Origin of the sequence: Dechloromonas sp. HYN0024 (assembly GCF_003441615.1) — a bacterium.
Classification (GTDB): domain Bacteria; phylum Pseudomonadota; class Gammaproteobacteria; order Burkholderiales; family Rhodocyclaceae; genus Azonexus.
The window spans coordinates 870,216-885,261 of the sequence record NZ_CP031842.1 but is presented as its reverse complement, the minus strand read 5'-3'; the positions used below and the strand labels follow the sequence as shown (position 1 = coordinate 885,261).

General features: G+C 61.5%; 18 protein-coding genes and 1 pseudogene. 10 read left to right on the top strand and 9 right to left on the bottom strand.

Annotated features, from left to right (window positions below; all coding sequences use genetic code 11):
- Window positions 1-31: 31 nt before the first annotated feature.
- The 4 genes from HYN24_RS04275 (at window position 32) to HYN24_RS04260 (ending at window position 2,223) form a co-directional block, all read left to right on the top strand.
- The gene (locus tag HYN24_RS04275) at window positions 32-211 is read left to right on the top strand and encodes a zf-HC2 domain-containing protein (protein WP_162888587.1); all 180 of its coding nucleotides are present in this window, start codon (window positions 32-34) and stop codon (window positions 209-211) included.
- A gap of 31 nt (window positions 212-242) precedes the next feature.
- The gene (locus HYN24_RS04270) at window positions 243-575 is read left to right on the top strand and encodes a hypothetical protein (protein WP_117608109.1); all 333 of its coding nucleotides are present in this window, start codon (window positions 243-245) and stop codon (window positions 573-575) included.
- 69 nt (window positions 576-644) lie between these two features.
- Window positions 645-1,484 carry a DUF692 domain-containing protein gene (locus HYN24_RS04265; protein WP_117608108.1) on the top strand — a complete coding sequence of 280 codons (840 nt, stop codon included), beginning with the start codon at window positions 645-647 and terminating at the stop codon, window positions 1,482-1,484.
- Between the two features lie 94 nt (window positions 1,485-1,578).
- A complete protein-coding gene (locus tag HYN24_RS04260; RefSeq protein WP_205421475.1) occupies window positions 1,579-2,223 on the top strand; it encodes a DUF2063 domain-containing protein in 645 nt (214 codons plus the stop codon).
- Here HYN24_RS04260 and HYN24_RS04255 read toward each other — a convergent pair.
- Together HYN24_RS04255 and HYN24_RS04250 are read right to left on the bottom strand one after the other, a co-directional pair.
- Complete coding sequence (locus tag HYN24_RS04255; protein WP_162888586.1) at window positions 2,173-3,048, bottom strand: autotransporter outer membrane beta-barrel domain-containing protein; 876 nt, start codon at window positions 3,046-3,048, stop codon at window positions 2,173-2,175. The two genes, HYN24_RS04260 and HYN24_RS04255, sit on opposite strands and share 51 nt — an antisense overlap.
- Window positions 3,049-3,077: 29 nt before the next feature.
- A complete protein-coding gene (locus HYN24_RS04250; protein ID WP_117608106.1) occupies window positions 3,078-3,497 on the bottom strand; it encodes a hypothetical protein in 420 nt (139 codons plus the stop codon).
- A gap of 78 nt (window positions 3,498-3,575) precedes the next feature.
- Between HYN24_RS04250 and HYN24_RS04245 the strand changes: the two genes are divergently transcribed.
- Window positions 3,576-3,956 carry a thioredoxin family protein gene (locus tag HYN24_RS04245; RefSeq protein WP_117608105.1) on the top strand — a complete coding sequence of 127 codons (381 nt, stop codon included), beginning with the start codon at window positions 3,576-3,578 and terminating at the stop codon, window positions 3,954-3,956.
- Window positions 3,957-3,961: 5 nt separating this feature from the next.
- Window positions 3,962-4,690, top strand: a complete 729-nt coding sequence (locus HYN24_RS04240; protein WP_117608104.1) for a cytochrome c biogenesis CcdA family protein — start codon at window positions 3,962-3,964, stop codon at window positions 4,688-4,690.
- Here the strand turns inward: HYN24_RS04240 and HYN24_RS04235 are convergent.
- The 6 genes from HYN24_RS04235 to HYN24_RS04210 are packed head-to-tail and all read right to left on the bottom strand — an operon-like array spanning window position 4,687 to window position 10,164.
- Window positions 4,687-5,949 (bottom strand): mechanosensitive ion channel family protein, encoded by a 1,263-nt coding sequence (locus HYN24_RS04235; protein WP_117608103.1) that lies wholly within the window; start codon window positions 5,947-5,949, stop codon window positions 4,687-4,689. The genes HYN24_RS04240 and HYN24_RS04235 overlap by 4 nt on opposite strands.
- The gene (locus tag HYN24_RS04230) at window positions 5,946-7,208 is read right to left on the bottom strand and encodes an RsmB/NOP family class I SAM-dependent RNA methyltransferase (RefSeq protein ID WP_117608102.1); all 1,263 of its coding nucleotides are present in this window, start codon (window positions 7,206-7,208) and stop codon (window positions 5,946-5,948) included. The genes HYN24_RS04235 and HYN24_RS04230 overlap by 4 nt, the downstream gene beginning before the upstream one ends.
- Window positions 7,205-8,167, bottom strand: a complete 963-nt coding sequence (locus tag HYN24_RS04225) for a DUF3108 domain-containing protein (RefSeq protein WP_117608101.1) — start codon at window positions 8,165-8,167, stop codon at window positions 7,205-7,207. The genes HYN24_RS04230 and HYN24_RS04225 overlap by 4 nt, the downstream gene beginning before the upstream one ends.
- 7 nt (window positions 8,168-8,174) lie before the next feature.
- On the bottom strand, window positions 8,175-8,822 hold the full coding sequence (gene purN, locus HYN24_RS04220; protein WP_117608100.1) for a phosphoribosylglycinamide formyltransferase: 648 nt from the start codon (window positions 8,820-8,822) through the stop codon (window positions 8,175-8,177).
- Window positions 8,819-9,523, bottom strand: a complete 705-nt coding sequence (locus tag HYN24_RS04215) for a hypothetical protein (RefSeq protein ID WP_117608099.1) — start codon at window positions 9,521-9,523, stop codon at window positions 8,819-8,821. The genes purN and HYN24_RS04215 overlap by 4 nt, the downstream gene beginning before the upstream one ends.
- A complete protein-coding gene (locus HYN24_RS04210; protein WP_117608098.1) occupies window positions 9,523-10,164 on the bottom strand; it encodes a DedA family protein in 642 nt (213 codons plus the stop codon). The genes HYN24_RS04215 and HYN24_RS04210 overlap by 1 nt, the downstream gene beginning before the upstream one ends.
- Window positions 10,165-10,207: 43 nt before the next feature.
- Between HYN24_RS04210 and mutL the strand changes: the two are divergent.
- The 4 genes and pseudogenes from mutL (at window position 10,208) to HYN24_RS04190 (ending at window position 13,678) form a co-directional block, all read left to right on the top strand.
- Window positions 10,208-12,033: pseudogene (gene mutL, locus HYN24_RS04205) on the top strand (DNA mismatch repair endonuclease MutL).
- Window positions 12,034-12,074: 41 nt separating this feature from the next.
- Complete coding sequence (locus HYN24_RS04200) at window positions 12,075-12,887, top strand: hypothetical protein (protein WP_117608097.1); 813 nt, start codon at window positions 12,075-12,077, stop codon at window positions 12,885-12,887.
- Between the two features lie 63 nt (window positions 12,888-12,950).
- The gene (locus tag HYN24_RS04195) at window positions 12,951-13,286 is read left to right on the top strand and encodes a hypothetical protein (protein WP_117608096.1); all 336 of its coding nucleotides are present in this window, start codon (window positions 12,951-12,953) and stop codon (window positions 13,284-13,286) included.
- Window positions 13,287-13,402: 116 nt separating this feature from the next.
- On the top strand, window positions 13,403-13,678 hold the full coding sequence (locus tag HYN24_RS04190; RefSeq protein WP_117608095.1) for a hypothetical protein: 276 nt from the start codon (window positions 13,403-13,405) through the stop codon (window positions 13,676-13,678).
- A 4-nt stretch (window positions 13,679-13,682) separates the two neighbouring features.
- On the opposite strand, the gene HYN24_RS04185 is transcribed toward HYN24_RS04190, so the two are convergent.
- Window positions 13,683-15,029 carry an EAL and HDOD domain-containing protein gene (locus tag HYN24_RS04185; protein ID WP_117608094.1) on the bottom strand — a complete coding sequence of 449 codons (1,347 nt, stop codon included), beginning with the start codon at window positions 15,027-15,029 and terminating at the stop codon, window positions 13,683-13,685.
- Between the last annotated feature and the right edge of the window lie 17 nt (window positions 15,030-15,046).

Below are 15,046 nucleotides of genomic sequence, written 5' to 3'. Positions count from 1 at the left end.
CCCAAGCCGAAGACGCAAAACAGGAATTGACATGATCAGTTGCAAGGAAGCCACCCGCCTCGCCTCGCTACAAATGGAACGCAAGCTCAGCTGGCTCGAGCGTCTGCAGTTTCGTTTGCATCTGGTGATTTGTGTCGGCTGCCGTCGGACTGAAAAGCAGTTTGCCTTCATGCGTCAGGCGATGGGAACCTGGATGAATCAGACAGACTGATCGCAGCACCTCAATCTCAACGGAGAAAATCATGAAAAAGCAAAATTTCGTATCCCTGGCCGTCGGTTCTGCCTTTGCCGCTGCCGCCCTGAGCCCGCTCGCCCACGCCGGCGAAAACCCGTTTGGTGCGACCAAACTGCAAGCCGGCTACCAGCTTGCCGAGGCCGACACCAAGATGAAGGATGGCAGTTGCGGTGGCGACAAGAAGATGGAAGGAAAATGCGGCGGCGACAAGAAGGCGGCCGAAGCAAAATGCGGTGCTGACAAGAAAATGGATGCCAAGTGCGGCGCCAAGAAGAAAGCTGCAGAAGGCAAGTGCGGCGGCGACAAGAAGATGGATGCAGCCTGCGGCGCCAAGAAATAACCACGCCCTCGAAAATGGCGGCGCACGGTTCGCCCTGCCCGCCCTGCTTCCCCGACCAGACCTGACCCCATGCTGCCTCGCCATGCTCAGGGTGCCGGCCTCGGTTTTCGCCGCGAGCTGATTGCCGCACTGAAAGCCGGCGTACCCGACGCCATCCGATTTTTTGAACTGGCCCCGGAAAACTGGGCTGGCATGGGTGGGCGTTCGGCCAGGGATCTGCATCACTTCACTGAACGTTATCCTTTCGTCTGTCACGGCCTGTCGCTGTCGCTCGGCGGCCCGGGCCGGCTCGACGAGGCGCTCCTCCGACGCATCAAGCGTTTCATGACCGAACATGGCATGACGCTCTATACCGAACACCTGTCATGGTCTGCCGACGACCACCACCTCTATGACCTGCTACCCATCCCGCTGACCGAACAGGCCGTCAAGTGGACGGTCGAGCGCATCCGCCGGACACAGGATATTCTCGGCATGCGCATCGGCCTGGAGAACGCCTCGTACTATGTCGCGCCGCCGGGGGCCGAGATGACCGAGGCCGAATTCATCACGCGCATCGTGCGTGAGGCCGACTGTCTGCTCCATCTCGACGTCAACAACATCTACGTCAATAGTCAGAATTTTGCCTTCGACCCGTTCGCCTTCATGGCCGCGCTGCCCCTCGAACGTACCTGCTACGTCCATGTCGCCGGCCACTATGTCGAAGCGGACGGCCTGCTCATCGACACCCACGGGTCCGAGGTCATCGACCCGGTATGGTCGCTGCTTGAAGCTGCCTACACGCAGATCGGGGGCAACGTACCAACTTGCCTGGAGCGCGACTTCAATATTCCCGACCTGGCCCGCCTGACAGTCGAAATCGAACAAATCGCGCGCCTCCAGGCTGCAGGCCACAGGAAAGCTGCTTGATGACGAGCGACTTCCAGGCCTTTCAGCAGGCCTTCGCCAGACACCTGCGCGACCCACGGCATGCCCCCGCCCGGCCGGGGTACCAGCCCGGCGCATGGCGGTATACACCGAGTTGCTCTTCAACAACATTTGCGGCTTTGTCGACACCTGTTTCCCGGTCTGCCGGGCCATTCTGGGTGAAGTGCGCTGGCGCCGCCTGATCCGGCGCTTTTACCGCGACTGGCCGCTGGATACCCCGTGGTTCCGGGAAATTCCGCATCAATTGGTCGACTACCTGACGACCGCCCAGATCCGCCAGCCGCTCCCGGCCTGGCTGGCCGACCTCGCCCATTACGAATGGGCAGAACTGGCCGTCGATGTCATGGCTACGTCTAGTCCGGCTCATGATCCGGATGGCGACCTGCTGCACCATCCCGTCGCCCTCAATCCGGCACTGCTCAATCTCGCCTACACCTGGCCGGTGCATCGCATCGGTCCGGACTACCGGCCCCGCAAGGCGCAGCCGACTTACCTCGCCGTCTACCGCGATGCCAATGATGCCGTGCAGTTCACCCAGATCAACGCCGTCACCGGACGGCTGCTCGACCTGCTCACCGCCATGCCGACTTCCGGCGACGCGGCCATCCGGCAGATTGCCGCCGAACTGCAGCACCCCGCACCAGAACAGCTGCTGGGCTACGGCCGCGCGCTACTCGAGGACCTGCGCCGGCAAGGCATCATTCTGGGCACACTGGCCTGAAGCGAACGCGATCAAGTCTCTCCCCCCCGACTCGTTCGCCTGGTTCATCCACGACTGCACGTAAGAAGCCCCGATAAAGGGGGTCAGCGTGACATGCTGCGACGCCAGGATAGGACGGGATAATTTCAGCGCGGCGTACGCACCATTCGACTGGTACTGGCTTTTCGCCGTGCCGCCTGTGAAATTGCCGATATCCGGATTGGCGCGCGCGGCGGTTGAATCGCTATAGACGTAACCGGCTGCCCCTAAGAGCTTGAAGTCATTCGACAGGTACTTGCCGCCATAGAGACCGAGGTAATAATTGGTTGACGAGAAACTTTGCACCACCTGGTCCATTTGCGTCATCGTCGTATAGCCAACGCCACCGAATACGCCAAACCCACCCGACGGGTCACGCAAGAGATCGCGCCCCAGAACAATGCTGGAGAGTTGGTAGCCGAACCCGGCCAGATTGTCGTAGCTATCGACGCCCCCTTTCATCGTGCTGGCGTCTATCCAGAAATAGCGCCCCTGATCAACTTCATAGGCGGCTGAAGTGGCCGTCTTTCCGGAAACCGGGGCATGGATGCGGTCCATCACCGTATTGGTAACATGCCCCAACTGCTCAAGATTGATCGTCATGTTCGACGAATAGCCTTCGGCATGAACACTTGAAAACGAATTCACTTGCGCCGGCGTTAGCGCCTGGACAGCCCCGATGAAACTGGTGCCGCTCACCACGATGGTTGAGCTTGGCGCAAAGCTGTAAGCATAGGAAATGGCACCGCCAAGCTTGTTGCCAGAATTAGAACCTGTGCTGGGGGCAACAGTTGCCGAAGTTGCCACCAGATCCCATTGGGTGCCGGATCTATTGGTCAGTTGCCAGTTGTTCCGGTAATGCTGTTGGTAATGCCGTGAGCCGAATTGCCGGCATTACCACTGGTCAGGTTGCCCTGATTGGTAATCGTGCCGATGCTGCCGCCAGTATTACTGATGGCAGCGTAGCAGGTTCCACCGGCATCACAAACACTATGGTCGATCGTGCCACTGTTAATGATCGTGCCAATCGAATTGCCCGGCCCCAGTTCAATGGCACTGGCAAACGTTGATAATCCACTACCGTTAATACCGCCTTGAATTGTTCCCGAATTAATCAGGGTGTCTATTCTGGCGTTAAAACCCGGCTGGAAATAGATCGCCGCATTTTGGGCGGAAATAGTGCCTGAGTTGGCAAGCCTTTGCTCTAAAAAACGCGGCAGCCCAATTCCTGGCAATGCCGTCCCAGAGGTGTTCATCCGAAAAATTTCTGTTGAACGGTAAGTTTCCCGCCATAGCGGCGACTAATGATTACCCAACCCCAACGGAGACTATTCATGAAAATCGCCCACATCCTCATCGGTCTGGCCCTGTCGGCAACGACCAGCCTCGGGCTGGCACTGGACATCCAGCCCTACTCGGCAGAAGCGCTGAGCACCCGGCAGAAGGCGGGCGAATCGGTGGCCCTGCACTTCCACGCCGACTGGTGTCCGACCTGCCGAGCCCAGGAAAAAGTGTTCAAGGGCTGGCAGGGCGACGCTGCCGTTGCCGGAACACTACTCGTCGTCAATTACGACAAGGAGCGCGAACTTAAACGCCAGCTTGGGGTGCGCACCCAATCGACCCTTATCGTCTACAAGGGCAGCAAGGAAACCGGACGACTGGCCGGAGACACCGACCCGATAGCCCTGCGTAGCGTCCTCGGCAGCGCAAAGTAGACATCATGGATATCCCTCTCTCCCACCTTGGGCTTAGCCTGGTTGCCGGCAGCCTGACCACGCTGTCTCCGTGTGTCTTTCCCATTCTGCCTCTGGTCATCGGGGGCGCCGTCCAGGCCAACCGTATGGCGCCGGTTGCCATGGGCACCGGCATGGCACTTTCTTTCGCCCTGATCGGCATTATCCTCGGTGCGCTCGGCCCGGCGCTCGGCATCGATTCGGACAGCGTCCGCCTGTTCGGTGCCGGGATGCTGATCGTCTTTGGCCTGGTCATGCTGGTGCCGATACTCAACCGCCGCTTCACCGAATGGATGCTGCCTATCGCTTCAAGCGCCAACCATGCATCAGCCAAGCTGGATGCTGGCTCGCTAAGCGGCGCCCTGCTTCTCGGTGGCGTACTCGGCCTGGTGTGGAGCCCATGCTCCGGCCCCTTGCTTGCGTCAGCCCTGAGTCTGGTCGCCAGCGAAGGGGGAGCGCTGCGCGGCGGCACCATCCTCGGTCTGTTCGGCATCGGTGCAGCCATTCCGCTGGTGGCCGTCGCCTATGCCTCACGCCGGGGATTCAACGCGGCGCGGGGCTGGGTCATGCAGCGTATCGATGCGATCAAGAAAGGCTTTGGCGTAATTATCCTGCTCACAGGGTTGGCCATTCTGTCGGGTGCCGACAAATGGCTGGAAGCACAGGTGGTCAGCCTGTTACCCGACGCCTGGATTCAGGCGACGACCCTGTTTTAAATCGGCGTATTGAGCAGCCGAACATCCCGCTGCGGGAACGGGATGTTCACGCCGCGCGCCTTGAACGCACGCCAGACAGCGAAATTGACGTCAGAAACAATATTGCCCCGGCCCTCTTCCGGGTCGGCGATCCAGAAACCAAGTTCGAGATTGATGCTGCTATCGCCAAACTGGGTCAGGAAAACCTTAGGCGCCGGCTCGGCGAGAACGCGCGAATGGGCGGCAGCGGCATCGGTCATCAGGCGGCAGGCCAGTTCGAGATCGCTATCGTAGGCGACGCCTACCAGGGTCGTCAGGCGAATGCGCGTATCCGAATAAGTCTGGTTCTGTACCGTCGTCCCGATCAGCGTTTCGTTGGGCACGATGAACTCGCTGCCGCCGGGATGCTTGAGCACGGTGTAGCGCGTCGTGATCTGCGTCACTTCGCCGCTGTCGCTCCCCACCTGAATAATGTTGCCGATGCGGATCGAGCGGTCAAGAAGGATGATGAAGCCGGAAACATAGTTGCTGGCAATTTTCTGCAGGCCAAAACCGAGGCCAACGCCGAGCGCGCCGGTAAACACCGAGAGCGCCGTCATGTCGATGCCGACCAGCGCCAGACTGGCCAAAATCGCGATCACCGTCAGACCGGCCTTGGCGACACGAACACCGACGATGCGCAGATTGGCATCGAGGGTATGGAGGCGCATCAGGTGCACCTCGATGACACCGGCGACCCACAGCGCAAAGACAACCGTCAGAAAAATGGTGGCAAGGCCACGCAAAACCGTCCACAAGTCGACGTGCTGCTTGCCAACATGGAACTCAACCTGCTCCATCGTATCGATCACATACGGCGCCAGATCGGTGATGTAGAGCGCCAGCCAGCCCCAGACAGTGGCCGCGATGATGCGCTCCCAGGTGGTCAGCCAGGTGGCCCGCGGAAAAGCCTGGCGGAGAACAAAAACCACCCCGCGCACCAAGGCCATCGAGCCGAACAGCGGCATCGCCAGCTTGAGCAGGTTGACGTGGATGAGCGAATCGAGCGAAGCAATGGTGAGTCCGGTCAATAGCACGCCAATCAGCGGAAAGGCCAGGCGGGCACTGGCATCGGACAGACGGCCGGTACCTTCGGTGCGGCTCCGCCGCCACCAGCCGGCGATCAGCACAGCCAGGCCGATACAGGTGACGAGCGCCACCACCTGCCAGATAAAGCCCGGATCGCTGAAATCCGCCAGCAGGTCGTTGATCAGGCGCAGGGCCGGGCTTTTTTCCCTCATGCCTTGCGTTCCATCGCAGCGGCAAAGAAACCGTCGGTGTTGTGCTGGTTCGGCAGCAGGCGCAGCAGGTCGCCATCGAAGGCAATGCCCTGTTTGGCCAGAATGGCCGAGGCCGGGAGCAGGGTGAATTCGGGATGGCTGGCGAGGAAAGCAGAGACGATCTCGTCGTTTTCTGCCGTCAGCAGGCTGCACGTGGCATAGACCAGACGACCGCCAGGACGGACCATGGTCGCGGCGGCAGAAAGAATCGACGCCTGCTTGACGGTCAATTCGGCCACCGAGGCTTCATCCTGGCGCCACTTGAGATCGGGATTACGGCGCAGGGTGCCAAGACCAGAACAGGGGGCGTCGACCAGCACCCGGTCGGCCTTGCCGGACAGACGCTTGATCTTGGTGTCACGCTCGTGTTCGATGCGGGCCGGATGGACGTTGGACAGCCCGGAACGGGCGAGGCGTGGCTTGAGATTGGCCAGACGCTTGTCGGAAACATCATAGGCATAGAGTCGGCCGGTATTGCGCATCAGCGCGCCGAGCAGGAGCGTCTTGCCGCCCGCCCCGGCGCAGAAATCAACGACCATTTCGCCGCGTTTCGGCTCAAGCAGGAAGCCGAGCAACTGACTGCCTTCATCCTGCACCTCGACCGCCCCTTCAATGAACAGCGGATGCTTGGCCAGTGCCGGCTTGTCGCGCAGGCGGATGGCGATGGGCGAGAGCGGACCGGGGATGGCAGCGATGTCGTCGGCAGCCAGTCGGGCCAGCACATCGTCACGGTTGGCCTTCAGCGTATTGACGCGCAGATCAAGCGGCGCCGGCTGGTTGAGCGCCTGCGACAGGGCCAAGGTTTGCTCGGCTCCGAATTGTGTTTCGAGGCGGGAATACAGCCAGTCCGGCAAGTCGCAGCGCACAGCCGGCGAAAACTCGGCTTCCGGCATGGCCTTGGCCGCAGCCAGCCATTCTTCTTCGCTGGCCTTCAGCACCGGCGCCAGTTCGCGCTGGCTCCAGCCGCGCGTCACGGCGAGCGCGGCAAGCAGGCGGCGACGGTCCGATAGTTTGCCAGCGCACCGCGCCTCAAGGCTACGTCCGCGCCGCAGCACGGCAAAGACCGTTTCGGCAACAAAGGCGCGGTCAGCGTGGCCGAGCTGGCGATTTTCCCGGAAATAGCGAGACACCACGGCATCGGCCGGGTAGTCGAAACGCAGCAGGAGGCCGAGAACGGCTTCGGCGTGGGCAAACAGGGCGGGTGTGAAGCGGGCTTTCATGGTGATCCTATTTCAGTAGCGACTTGCTCGAAGATGTCGCCTTTTTTATCGGTGTAGCGGATTTTAACCGGCAAGCGGTGTCGATCGAGGGCAATCCAGATTTCAGTGACGGTATCGCCCATGGCGCGCAAATGCAGCGTACGGAAATGACCGGCGGCAATGTCGATTTCTTCCTCGCCCAGCGCATCAAGGGCAAAGCGGTCGTATTTCTTGCCGGTGACCACACCGACCGTCGCTCCCGCCTCCGGCTGGCGCAGGTAGCCAAGCTGGTAATTGAGCGACAGGATGTCTTGCGCCCCGAGGCTGATGGCCTGGGTAGCACCACTACGCGACAGGCAGACTTCGCCGGCGGCCCAGTCGAAATCGGCATTTTCGTTGGCGTCCTTGCCGTTCTTGCGCGTCCGGTAGGTTTCCGGCTGCAGGCCACCCGCAACCAGGCGGCCGCTGCTCTCGGTCTCGAACACGAGCGGCTTGATCAGCGCCGCCAGGCCGCTTGTTTTAGTCATGCCGCTCAGGTGGTAGCGGCCGTCTTCAGTGAATTCCCAGGTGTGCTCGGCCCGACCGATCTGGAAGCCCTGGGCACCATAGAAAATGGCGAAACGAATCGTCCCCCTGGCCGGCAGCAAAGGCTTGGCAGCAGGCATGTCAGGTAATTCCCTGACCGCCGGATTGCTGGTCGGTAGCGACTCCGGAACGTTATCCGCCACTGACGCATCGGGAATGACCGGCGGTGCCGGCCGCGCGACGGCCAAAGGTGATGGTTTGACCGGCTTCGGGCGCGGCTTGACCGCCGCTGGCTTGTCGGCAGGCTTGGCGACGACAGGCGTTGGCGGCTGCAATTCGGCCAGCAAGGGTACCGGTTCATCAACCCCGCCAAAAAGTTCGACATCGGTGCCGAACAGCGCAGCGGCATGAATGCCGAGCGATGCGGCGAGCGCGATGACGAAGGCAATCGGCATGGCCGCCTCAGCGTATCCCGGGTGAGATCAGCGTCGCGCTGTCGGCCTGCTCGGCAGCGAGGCGGACGCAGCCATTGTCCAGCCGCAGTTTACCTTCGGCAAACCAGCGCACTGCCTGCGGATAAATCAGATGTTCCTGACGCAGGACGCGGGCCGACAGGCTGGCTTCGTCGTCGCCATCAAGTACGGGCACAGCGGCCTGGATGATGACTGGCCCATGATCGAGCTCCGGCGTCACGAAATGCACCGTACAACCGTGGATACGTACGCCTTCCTCGAGTGCCCGCTGGTGGGTGTGCAGGCCAGGAAAGGACGGCAACAACGAGGGATGAATATTGATCAGCCGGCCTTCATAGTGGCGGACAAAACCCTCCGACAGGATGCGCATGAAGCCGGCCAGCACGACCAGATCAGGGGCGAATTCGTCGATACATTCGGCCAACCGGGAATCGAACGCCTCGCGCCCGGGAAAGGCCTTGTGGTTGATGAAATGCGTCGGAATGCTCGCCTTGGCAGCCGTTTCCAGCCCGGCGGCCTCGGGACGATTGCTGATCACGGCAGCGATTTCAACAGGCAACGTGCCGGCATCGCGGGCGTCAATAAGCGCCTCCATGTTGCTGCCACGACCGGAAATCAGGATGACGATCTTCTTCATTTCAAAAAACTCACAGGTAGAAAGACGGCGCTGACCACAGACTGGCTCAGCCGGGAAAAGGTGCGGCCGTTGCGGTCGGCAACGACCTTGGCCATGAAGTCGAGGAGGCCCATGACGCGGCCGAATTCGCGTTCGAAGGAGAGGTTGCGGTTGGCCGGATCGAGCTCGTTCGAGAGCAGGAACAGTTCGCCCGCCGCCGTACGGTCATGGCCGAGCTTCCAGACCGCAACATCCATGTTGCGGGCGGTGTTGTAGAGCTTGATTTCATTAAGGCTATCGAGAATGTAGAACTCTTCCCGGTGCTCAAAGGCCGCATCGACCATGCTCAACAACCCGAAAACCAGCGCCGCAACACGATCACCGGCATAGGCCTCGGAAAAGGCCAGCGAGGCGGCGCTCCCCTCGCGCAGACCGTTGAGCTCCGGCCAGTTGCGCTGGGTACGCATTTTGAGTCGGTCGAGGGCGGCTTCGCGGCTGACCGCCCCGCCTTTCTTCCATTCCTTCGGGTTCCGCTTGTAAAGCTTGTCGGCAATCGTCAGCAAGCTACTGACCACCTCGGCGCGATTGGTATCGGCAAAGCGGTCAACTTCCGACTTGAGCAAATACTTGGCGTTCACCGTCGATTCCGTCCGGCCATCCGGACCCAGCTTGGTCACACAGGCCGCCAGCACGAAAACGAGGATGACGGCGAGCCAGCGCATCAGGCTTCTTTGCTCTTGACGTAACCCCAGCCGATCGGGATCAGGGATGAGATAACGATGCCGACGATGATCACCGACAGATTGGCCTTGACCCAAGGAATATTACCCAGCCAGTAGCCAGCGAGGCAGAGCGAAACCACCCAGGCGACAGCGCCGATCACATTGAACAGGGTGAAGCGGGCCAGACTCATGGCGCCGATGCCGGCCACAAACGGTGCAAAAGTGCGGAACAGTGGCAGGAAACGGGACAGGATCAGGGTTTTTCCCCCGTGTTTTTCATAGAAGGCGTGCGTCTTGACCAGTGCGTCACGATTGAAAAAGCGTGAATTTTCCCAGTGAAAGACCTTCGGGCCGAGAAAACGGCCAATCTGGTAATTGACCGTGTTGCCAAGCACAGCAGCGGCAGCCAGCACCCCCATCAGCGTCAAAATATCCATGCCACCCTCGCCGATGGCGGCCAGCGCGCCGGCCACGAAGAGCAGCGAATCGCCGGGCAGGAAGGGAGTCACGACAAAACCGGTTTCGGCAAAGACGATGAAGAACAGGATGCCGTAGATCCACAGCCCGTAGTCAACCACCATGACCGCCAGATGCTTGTCGAGATGGAGGACGATATCAATGAATTGGGCGAGGAGATCCATGCGGCGTGCCGAGGGTTGAACGAGGCCGCATTATAATCCGGCCATGCCCACCATCGCCCGCCTACCCGACCTGCTGATCAGCCAGATTGCTGCCGGCGAAGTGGTCGAACGCCCCGCCTCCGTCCTCAAGGAACTCCTCGAAAACAGTCTCGATGCCGGCAGCAAGGCCATCCAGGTCCATCTCGAAGAAGGCGGGGTCAAGCTCATCCGCATCACCGACGATGGCTGCGGCATTGCCAAGGATGAACTGGCGCTGGCCCTGACCCGCCACGCCACCTCCAAGATTTCCAGCCTTGACGACCTCGAACGCGTCGGCACGCTGGGATTTCGCGGCGAGGCGCTGGCTTCAGTGGCCTCGGTGGCCCGACTGAGCATCACCAGTCGGGAGCGCGGCGCCAGCCACGCCTGGAAACTTCGCGGCGAACCGGGTGCAGAACCCGAGCCAGCGGCCCTGATGGCCGGTACGGTGGTCGAAATGCGCGACCTGTATTTCAACACCCCGGCCCGCCGAAAATTTCTCAAATCGGAAAGCACCGAGTTCGCCCACTGCGCCGACGCCGTCAAGCGCCTGGCCCTGACCCGACCCGATGTCGCGATCAGCCTGACCCACAACGGCCGCAACCTGTTCCAGCTCGCCCCCGCCGATGCTCAACGCCGTATTGCCGACATTCTCGGCGACGATTTCCTCGCTGCCGCCCGCCCCGTCGACGCTGGCGCCGGCACGCTGGTGATCGGTGGCTTCGCCATTGATCCAACCCGCGCCACCGATGCCAAGGATGGTCAGTACGTCTTCGTCAACGGCCGCTTCGTACGCGACAAGATCATCAGCCACGCCCTGCGCGAAGCCTATCGTGACGTCCTACACGGCAGCCGACAGCCTGCCGTCTGCCTCTTCGTCAACATCGATCCGGCCCTGGTCGACGTCAATGTGCATCCGGCCAAAACCGAAGTCCGCTTTCGTGATTCACGCGCCATGCACCAGTTCGTCTTCCATGCCATCCAGCGCACACTGGCCGCTCCGGTGCAGGCCGAAACCGCCCCGGCGCTGATCGAACGAGAACAAAGCCGGGGACAGAGCACTGTTTCGGCCGGCGAAAAGCCGTGGACTGCCCCCGGTATTTCCTATGCTCCGCCTCTGCGCCATCAGGGCAGCCTTGGCGTTGCCGAACCGGCCGCCGCTGCCTACCTCGCTTTCGCCCGCGCCGCGCAGGGCACCGGCCAATTACCCGTCACGCGCAGCGAAGTCACCCCGCAATTTCAGCCCACTGAAAGCAGTGATCGCGACGGCCCGCCCCTCGGCTATGCGCTGGCCCAGTTGCACGGCATCTACATCCTTGCCCAGAATGCCCGTGGCCTGATCCTCATCGACATGCACGCGGCGCACGAACGCATCCTCTACGAAAGGCTCAAGACTGCCTTCGACAATCGCCAGATCGCCACCCAGTCGCTGCTCATCCCGGCCGTTTTCTCGGCTGATCCGCTCGACATTGCAGCGGTCGAAGAACATACCGAGGCACTGGCCGACCTCGGCTTCGCCATCGCCCCCTCGGGCCACAGCAACTTGGCGTCCGCGCCGTACCTGCCCTGCTCCAGTCGGGCGATCCCGCCGCCCTGGCCAGGTCCCTGATCGCCGAACTGCGCGAACACGGCATCACCCAACTCGCCACCGCCCGCCGCAACGAACTCCTTGCCACCATGGCCTGCCACGGCGCCGTCCGCGCCCGCCGCCAGCTCACCCTCCCGGAAATGAACGCCCTGCTCCGCCAGATGGAAGAAACCGAACGTGCCGGCCAGTGCAACCACGGTCGGCCAACGTGGACGGAGCTGAACATGGAGCAGCTCGACAAGCTGTTCCTGCGTGGTCAGTAATCGACAGCCGCTCGTCAGCTTCGCCGCTTAAAATAGCGCCGATGTTCCTGCCCGATTTCTCGCCGGCGCGGCGTCTTCCCCTATTTGCCTTTGTCGCCTCGTTGCTGATTCACGCCCTGATCCTGCTGATTCCCCGGCATGATCCGAGCAACGCTTCAAGCCCGCCCCGGGTCGAGGCCCGCCTGCGCCAGCCGCCGGTACCCGAGACAGCGACACTACCCGAGACAAGCGCCAGACCATCGACGACGAAACCCGTGCGCCCCCGACTGCTGACCACCAACAAGCCCGGCAAGCCCTCAGTCGCCATTGCACCAACCTGGAGTGCCGCCGAGAAGGCGGACATGAACCACTTTCTCGACGAACTCGAGCACCAGGCCAAAGCCAGGCCAAAGCCGACACTGGCCCAGCGTTCGCTGGCACAGGCCCGCGAGGAGGCATGGCAGCAGGCGCGCGAGGAAGCGTCGGGCAGTGCGACGCTCGACCTGCGACCCAATGCGGCACCGCCCGACCCGTTCAGCCTCGACATGTATCTTGAAGGCCTGCTCAAGCGCCTCAACCGCAGCGCCCGCTTCGTCAAGAACGATCCGCGCGCCAAGGGCATGCAGCCAGCCTCCATCGAATTCAAGCTAAACCCCGACGGCACCATGAAATCCTTCCGGGTAGTCAATGCTGGCGACCAGGCCGAGGAGATTGCCTTCGTCAAAGCTGTTGTTGAACGCTCGGCACCGTTCTCCCCCTTCCCGGCCGATATCGACAAGGCGGCCCGCAGCCTGACCATGCGTATCTGCATCCTGCCTGCCCAGGCCGGCGAAGGCGGCTTCGGATTCTCGCGGGCCGGCGGACGGTCCTGCTGATCTGCTTGCCGCATTGGCCGGTTGGCTTGAAACTATCGACCCCCAAACCGAAACCTGCACACCATGGAACAGATTCTCCCGGCAGACCACCCGGACATGATCCGCATCATTCAGGCTGCCCATCGCGACGTTCCACCGCCGCCCCCGAAAGGTCAGGCCAACTCGCTGGCCAATGCACTGGCTTCAGCCCTTGGCAATGCACCGGGCAGCGGCGAGGATGGCGAAAACATCGATTTCCTGATCTATGTCCTGTCGGTCAATCGCGCCTCGGGCGATATCGACGACGAAAGCTTCGAGCGCCTGCTGCAGCGGATCGAGACCCGGGCTGGCCGGGCCGCACTGGCCGCCCAATTCACCCAGGAGCTGGAAGCGGAACACGGCTACGAGGACGAGGACTGACGCCTCGGAAACAGCCGGCGTCAAACAGCGTTACACGTTGCTACACAACCGTCGTCAGCGCAAACGTCGACAGGATCGTTAAGCAGGCATAGCACCACAAACCCTGCGGAGAAATCATGATCCACAACCCGAATACCGAATCCACCCTGTTCATCGAATCGCTCAAAAGTGCTGGCGTCGCCATCAGCAAGGAGCGCGAAGTGATTGAGCGTCTCGAGGAAGCTCGCGAATGGCACTATGCCTTCACGACGCTGGTCAAGCAGGGGCAGCGTATCGGCATCAGCTTCATCGCCAACCCTGGCCTGCGTTCAGCCGAACTGCAACGGGTCTTTGCCCAGTACCACTTTCCCGACCAGGCCGAATCGACTTTTGAAGCGAATCTGCTGCACTAGGCGATTACTCGGAGAGATGCACCGACTCTTCGGCCCAGCCCAGGGCTTCGAGCGAGGCCGCTTTAACGGTGTCGAGCGAATACCCAAGCTGTTCGGCCAGACGGGAGACATTCTCGACATGTCCCTTTTCGACGGCGACCGACAGCATCAGGTAACGCGCCAGCGGGCCGCCGCTGTTGAGCAAGGCATCGAGCAGAGCCGGTGACAGACTGATCTTGTCGACCACCGTGCGCATCGGCACTCCGAGCAGGATGTCGAGCAGGGAAAGAAGCCCGAGCAGGAAGAGTTCGTCGCATTCGGCCTTGTTGTATTTTTCCTGCCCCAATGCTTCAAGAAATCGGGCCCGCGCCAGGGCCAGTTCGAGCAGGACCTCGTCGCGCGGCGAGGCCGCACCGGCCCGGAACATCCCGATGGAGAGCCAGCGGTAGAGGCGTTCCCGACCGAGCACCATGATCGCCTGATCAATGCTCGCCACTTTCTGGGTCAGGCCCATTATCGGCGAATTGGCCATCGACATCAGTTTGACCAGAACTCCCGGATCGCGCTTGGCGACCTGGGCAATATCGGCCAGTTCGGCCTCCTTGCGCAACTGATTGAGCATTTCGATGAGGATCAGGCGGCTCTCGCCGATTTCCGTCACTTGCTGCTCTTCATCTTGCTCGGTGGTAAATGAGCCGAGGCAATAGGCCATGCCACGCGACACACAGTAGCGATACTCCGGCCACTTGCTGACCTTTTCGGCCATGAACTCAAGCGCCGGCTTTTCCTGACGCAGGGAGTTGATCAATTTCTCGAGGGTAGCGAGGGAGAAGGCCGAAAAATCGAGCAGCAGGCAATCGGCGTGTGCGAGGATCGCAGCGCGGTGAGTCAGGATATCGCCACCGGCCAATGCAATTTTCGCCCCCGCCTGATGGATCGCCGCGGCCACTTCGCCCCAGCCATCGGCCAGCGCCTCGTTATCGGGAAGGGCAAAAAGAAACGTGGTGTGGGGTCCGATCAGCGGGGTGTAATCCTGCCGCTGCCAATCGGCAACGCTCAGGGGAATCAGGGCCATACGCCGTTCGGCAAAGCCGGCCACGTTATTGGCTGCCAATACATCGAGGGTCGAGGCAGGATCGGGCTTTTCGGCCGCATCGGGACGACGGGCGGAAAAACGGTAGCCGGCAATACGCGTCTTGGCGTCGATGATTTCGTCGCGCTGCAAAACCACCGGTGGCGCGGAGCGGCCGGGAAAGGGTGGCGCCTTGGCCGGCACTGCGGCCGGCTGAACCAGCGCGGAAGGACGCTCTGCCGTTGCGGTGGAGGACTTGCCACCGCCAAGCCCCAGCATGCGTTTGATAAAACCGAACATGAAGCCAGCCCCTGATA

What these genes read in the sequence shown, in the direction of transcription:
- HYN24_RS04275 (WP_162888587.1), top strand. Translation starts at nt 32, where the DNA reads ATGATCAGTTGCAAGGAAGCCACCCGCCTCGCCTCGCTACAAATGGAA.
- HYN24_RS04245 (WP_117608105.1), top strand. Translation starts at nt 3,576, where the DNA reads ATGAAAATCGCCCACATCCTCATCGGTCTGGCCCTGTCGGCAACGACC.
- HYN24_RS04215 (WP_117608099.1), bottom strand. Translation starts at nt 9,523, where the DNA reads ATGCGCTGGCTCGCCGTCATCCTCGTTTTCGTGCTGGCGGCCTGTGTG.
- HYN24_RS04200 (WP_117608097.1), top strand. Translation starts at nt 12,075, where the DNA reads ATGTTCCTGCCCGATTTCTCGCCGGCGCGGCGTCTTCCCCTATTTGCC.
- HYN24_RS04260 (WP_205421475.1), top strand. Translation starts at nt 1,579, where the DNA reads ATGGCGGTATACACCGAGTTGCTCTTCAACAACATTTGCGGCTTTGTC.
- HYN24_RS04210 (WP_117608098.1), bottom strand. Translation starts at nt 10,164, where the DNA reads ATGGATCTCCTCGCCCAATTCATTGATATCGTCCTCCATCTCGACAAG.
- HYN24_RS04265 (WP_117608108.1), top strand. Translation starts at nt 645, where the DNA reads ATGCTGCCTCGCCATGCTCAGGGTGCCGGCCTCGGTTTTCGCCGCGAG.
- HYN24_RS04185 (WP_117608094.1), bottom strand. Translation starts at nt 15,029, where the DNA reads ATGTTCGGTTTTATCAAACGCATGCTGGGGCTTGGCGGTGGCAAGTCC.
- HYN24_RS04190 (WP_117608095.1), top strand. Translation starts at nt 13,403, where the DNA reads ATGATCCACAACCCGAATACCGAATCCACCCTGTTCATCGAATCGCTC.
- HYN24_RS04250 (WP_117608106.1), bottom strand. Translation starts at nt 3,497, where the DNA reads ATGAACACCTCTGGGACGGCATTGCCAGGAATTGGGCTGCCGCGTTTT.
- HYN24_RS04225 (WP_117608101.1), bottom strand. Translation starts at nt 8,167, where the DNA reads ATGCCGATTGCCTTCGTCATCGCGCTCGCCGCATCGCTCGGCATTCAT.
- purN (WP_117608100.1), bottom strand. Translation starts at nt 8,822, where the DNA reads ATGAAGAAGATCGTCATCCTGATTTCCGGTCGTGGCAGCAACATGGAG.
- HYN24_RS04240 (WP_117608104.1), top strand. Translation starts at nt 3,962, where the DNA reads ATGGATATCCCTCTCTCCCACCTTGGGCTTAGCCTGGTTGCCGGCAGC.
- HYN24_RS04230 (WP_117608102.1), bottom strand. Translation starts at nt 7,208, where the DNA reads ATGAAAGCCCGCTTCACACCCGCCCTGTTTGCCCACGCCGAAGCCGTT.
- HYN24_RS04195 (WP_117608096.1), top strand. Translation starts at nt 12,951, where the DNA reads ATGGAACAGATTCTCCCGGCAGACCACCCGGACATGATCCGCATCATT.
- HYN24_RS04235 (WP_117608103.1), bottom strand. Translation starts at nt 5,949, where the DNA reads ATGAGGGAAAAAAGCCCGGCCCTGCGCCTGATCAACGACCTGCTGGCG.
- HYN24_RS04270 (WP_117608109.1), top strand. Translation starts at nt 243, where the DNA reads ATGAAAAAGCAAAATTTCGTATCCCTGGCCGTCGGTTCTGCCTTTGCC.